This window comes from Peribacillus sp. NPDC058002 (genome assembly GCF_042886655.1).
Lineage (GTDB): Bacteria > Bacillota > Bacilli > Bacillales > DSM-1321 > Peribacillus > Peribacillus aracenensis.
The window spans coordinates 1-3451 of the sequence record NZ_JBHVQU010000324.1 but is presented as its reverse complement, the minus strand read 5'-3'; the positions used below and the strand labels follow the sequence as shown (position 1 = coordinate 3451).

Sequence of the window (3451 nt, the reverse complement as noted above, 5' to 3'; positions counted from 1 at the left end):
TCCGCTCCAATCAACCTTACATCGTTTCGTTTTAAAAACAACAATCTTTACGAAAGAGCCTAAAAAAAAGGCCCATAAAGGCAAAATGCCATTATGGGCTTCCTCTTATAAACCTTCCTCGTAGGTGTCTTCCCGCAAGCTTTCGCGTTTCACCCTTCGCTTATAGACGAGTTTTGATAACGAAATACTGATTTCGTATAATAACAGCAAGGGAATCATCACCATAAAGTCTGACATAAAGTCAGGCGGCGTAATCGATATCGCTATGACAACCAGTACAAAGTATGCATACTTCCTTAACTTTTGAAGCACATAAGGATTTATTATGCCAAGGGAAGTCAAAAACATGGTAACGACAGGAAGCTCGAATAAAACAGCAAAAGGTATCGTCATATTAAATACGAACGAAAAGTACTTATCCGCTGTAAAACTGGTTATGAACATCCCATCGCCCAGTTCAATCAAAAATTGAAGAATGGTCGGGAAGATGACAAAATAACCGAAAGCCAGCCCTCCGATAAAAAGCAGGAAAAGTGCTGGAATATAAGCAAGGGTCGCCCTTACTTCATTTGGCATCAAAGCGGGTTTGATGAATAACCAGATTTGCAGAGCAATTACAGGTATGGTTGCCGCAATGGCTACAACACCTGAGAGCATAAAGTAAACCCAGATAATATCACTCGGTCCCAATACCATCAGGTCAAAATCAAGATCTTTCACGAACCAATTATAGATCTCCTCGACATAAATAAAACTGGCGATAAAAAAGATCAAAAAAGCAACAGCAGTAATGATGAGCCGTTTTCTCAATTCATCGAGATGATCGATGATATTTAATTCTTTATCTTCCAAAGTTGATCACGCCTTCATCTGAAAATCCGTATCTTTGTTCCAGCATAAAGGCGCAAGACGATTGCATCTTACGCCCAGCATTTAATCATTCATGATTTTTTTGTTGTATCTTCTTATCTTCTTCATAATCACCTTTTGTTAAATCACTCGTGGACTTTTTAAACTCACGAAGTGTTTGTCCAAAAGCACGTCCAATTTCCGGAAGTTTCTTCGGACCAAAGATAATTAAAGCCAATATTAAGATGAGAATTAGACCAGGTACTCCAATGTTCGACATGGATACATCCCCTTTGGTGTTGTAATTAGACCTACTCCGATTATAATACCATTTCCAACCAATTGAAAGGGAACTGGCAATTCGTCATAAAATGGTAACAATTATCGACAGTTTGCCCCTATACGCCTGAGCCGGCAGAATAAAATGTAAAAACATAGGTTTTATTCTATCCTAATTTAACACTTAATCCATGATTAAATCAATAAGTGAAATAAATTACTGTCTTTATTGACCTCTACGAAAGAGAATCCTTTCTTGTTCATCCTCTGAATGAGCCCTTCATAATCATTTTTATCTTTCAGCTCTACACCAACCAGGGCCGGACCGCTTTCTTTATTATTTTTCTTCGTATATTCAAAACGGCTTATATCGTCATTCGGTCCTAACACTTCATCGAGGAATTCCCTTAAAGCTCCAGCACGTTGTGGAAAATTCACGATAAAATAATAAAGCAGCCCTTCATATAATAAGGATTTCTCCTTAATTTCCTGCATACGCCCAATGTCGTTATTCCCTCCGCTGACCATGCATACAACCGTTTTGCCTTTGATTTGTTCCTTGTATAAATCCAACGCAGCTACAGATATAGCCCCTGCCGGTTCAGCGACAATCGCATGCTGATTATATAAATCGAGAATCGTCGTACAGATTTGACCCGAAGGAACGACAACGATATCTTCCAGGTTTTCCTTACAAAGCTGATATGTCAACTGTCCCACACACTTGACCGCTGCCCCGTCAACAAATGTATCTATGTTTTCAAGTTCAGAAACTTTTCCTTCCTTGAAAGAGTACTCCATCGAAGCAGCACCTTGCGGCTCAACACCAATGCATTTCGTATTTGGGGAAACCGATTTGAAATAGCTAGATACTCCGGCCATTAAACCGCCACCGCCCATAGCGGCAAATACATAGTCGATTCCATCTTCACAATCATTCAGGATTTCTACAGCCGTTGTCCCCTGCCCGGCGATTACCTTTTCATCGTCAAATGGATGGATAAAGGAACGCTCTTCTTTTTCACAGCATTCCATCGCCATGGCAAATGCATCATCGAAAGTATCCCCGACAAGGATGATTTCCACATTATCCCTACCGAATAACTGCACTTGATCGACTTTTTGCCTTGGAGTTGTAGCAGGCATATAAATTTTCCCATGGATACCTAATTGGCTGCAGGAAAAAGCTACTCCTTGTGCATGGTTTCCTGCACTGGCACAAACGACTCCATTCTTCGTCTCTTCCTCAGTCAGGCTTTTCATTTTATAGTAAGCCCCTCTTAATTTAAAGGAACGTACGTGTTGTAGGTCCTCACGTTTTAAATAAACATTACAATCATATTTTTCAGAGAGCCTCTGATTTTTTTGTAAAGGAGTATGCAAAACGATTTCTTTCAGTTCTCTATAGGCAATTAGAATATCTTCCAATTGAATCCCCCTATTCTTAGATGCAGTCTGATTCATAACAATCCCTCATTTCCTTCCTTAATGAATTCAATCATTATAGCACTTTACTGTTATTAATGTAATTGATTTTTCTAAAAATTCTTTCTTTTGTTCATTCCATACCAAAAAAATCCGATTATGGTCATTTCCCCATAATCGGATTAACACTTTATTTTTTTTGTAGAATAATAAAATCATGTGCATAACGATTTTTTTCATCGATGCTGCCTGGGTTTGATGAGATCTTATCCCATTGATTTTCATCAAGCACGGGAAAGAAAGTATCACCTTCAAAGGTTTCATGAATTTCCGTTATATACAAGCGATCGGTAACAGGAAGGATTTCCTTGAAGATTTCGGCTCCGCCAATAACGAAAACTTCCTCATCACGGTTATCTGCAAACGTTTTGATTTGTGCAATATCATGTAAAACTACGCAGCGTTCCGCTTTAAAACCCTGATTGCGGGTAACGATGACATTTTCCCGACCAGGCAGGACCCTGCCGATCGATTCAAATGTTTTTCGGCCCATTACGATCGGATGGCCCATCGTCACTTTTTTAAAATACTGCAAATCTGCCGGTAAATGCCATGGCAGTTCATTGTTTTTACCTATCACACGATTTTGATCCATTGCCACTATCAACGATATCATATGCTAACCTCACCTTTTATATGGGGATGGGCTTCGTAATTTTCCAAAACGAAGTCCTCGAAGCTAAAATCAAAGATATTATTCACATCTGGATTGATTTTCATGATTGGCAATGGTTTGGGATCACGGGTCAACTGCAGTTCCACTTGTTCAAGGTGGTTAGAATAGATGTGGACATCCCCGAAAGTATGTACAAATTCGCCAACTTCCAGATCACATACC

Annotated in this window: 5 protein-coding genes; all 5 read right to left on the bottom strand. The window is 39.4% G+C overall.

What is annotated here, in order from left to right:
* Positions 1-105 precede the first annotated feature (105 nt).
* Positions 106-852: a twin-arginine translocase subunit TatC gene (gene tatC / locus ACFVSH_RS24385; RefSeq protein ID WP_387597213.1), complete on the bottom strand. Its 747-nt coding sequence runs from the start codon at positions 850-852 to the stop codon at positions 106-108.
* A gap of 85 nt (positions 853-937) precedes the next feature.
* Positions 938-1129, bottom strand: coding sequence for a twin-arginine translocase TatA/TatE family subunit (tatA, locus tag ACFVSH_RS24380; RefSeq protein ID WP_192205184.1), 192 nt, complete (start codon positions 1127-1129; stop codon positions 938-940).
* Positions 1130-1323: 194 nt separating this feature from the next.
* Complete coding sequence (ilvA, locus tag ACFVSH_RS24375; RefSeq protein ID WP_141994643.1) at positions 1324-2592, bottom strand: threonine ammonia-lyase IlvA; 1269 nt, start codon at positions 2590-2592, stop codon at positions 1324-1326.
* A 151-nt stretch (positions 2593-2743) separates the two neighbouring features.
* On the bottom strand, positions 2744-3229 hold the full coding sequence (locus ACFVSH_RS24370; protein WP_387708311.1) for a dihydrofolate reductase: 486 nt from the start codon (positions 3227-3229) through the stop codon (positions 2744-2746).
* Positions 3226-3451: thymidylate synthase (locus tag ACFVSH_RS24365; RefSeq protein WP_387708309.1), on the bottom strand; the 226-nt coding region annotated here is incomplete at its 5' end. The genes ACFVSH_RS24365 and ACFVSH_RS24370, both read right to left, overlap by 4 nt.

Coding starts and splice junctions, on each gene's coding strand:
- tatA (WP_192205184.1), bottom strand. CDS start 1,129: ATGTCGAACATTGGAGTACCTGGTCTAATTCTCATCTTAATATTGGCT.
- ilvA (WP_141994643.1), bottom strand. CDS start 2,592: ATGAATCAGACTGCATCTAAGAATAGGGGGATTCAATTGGAAGATATT.
- ACFVSH_RS24370 (WP_387708311.1), bottom strand. CDS start 3,229: ATGATATCGTTGATAGTGGCAATGGATCAAAATCGTGTGATAGGTAAA.